This is a genomic window from Williamsia sp. Y844 (assembly GCF_056786475.1).
In genome coordinates this window covers 1-570 of record NZ_JBXCJB010000012.1, presented here as the reverse complement: position 1 = coordinate 570, position 570 = coordinate 1, and the positions used below count along the sequence as shown (strand labels likewise).

1 rRNA gene is annotated in these 570 nt (G+C 52.3%); it reads left to right on the top strand.

What is annotated here, in order from left to right:
- Positions 1–107 (top strand): 16S ribosomal RNA (locus AC1TQG_RS27780); the annotation flags it as partial.
- Positions 108–570: the final 463 nt, after the last annotated feature.

Sequence of the window (570 nt, the reverse complement as noted above, 5' to 3'; positions counted from 1 at the left end):
GTGGCCCAACCCCTTGTGGGAGGGAGCCGTCGAAGGTGGGATTGGCGATTGGGACGAAGTCGTAACAAGGTAGCCGTACCGGAAGGTGCGGCTGGATCACCTCCTTTCTAAGGAGCAACATAAACCATGCTCGATGTGCTGCTTTGTACCAGCGCCTCACCTCTTTACCGGGGTGTGTGAGTGTGGTGGCCCCGTTTCACTGGCGAATGTTCAGTGGTGGGAGCTCATGGGTGAAACACTAACAATGCCAGAGTCTTTCGTTAAAGAAGGGCTGCCGGCGTTTACACAGGTGACTGTGTGAAGCATCGATACACTATTGGGTCCTGAGGGAACACACCTCCGCGTGAGTGGAGATGAGTTTTTTCTAGGGTTAGACATGGATGCCGATTGCGGTCCGCCTGTTATCAACACGCGCTGAAGAGTGTGGGTTGGGGTGTTGGATGCAGTTGGTGTGTGTTGTTTGAGAATTGCACAGTGGATGCGAGCATCTTTATTTTTGTTTTGATAAATGTTTGTAAGTGTTTAAGAGCGTACGGTGGATGCCTTGGCACCAGGAGCCGATGAAGGACG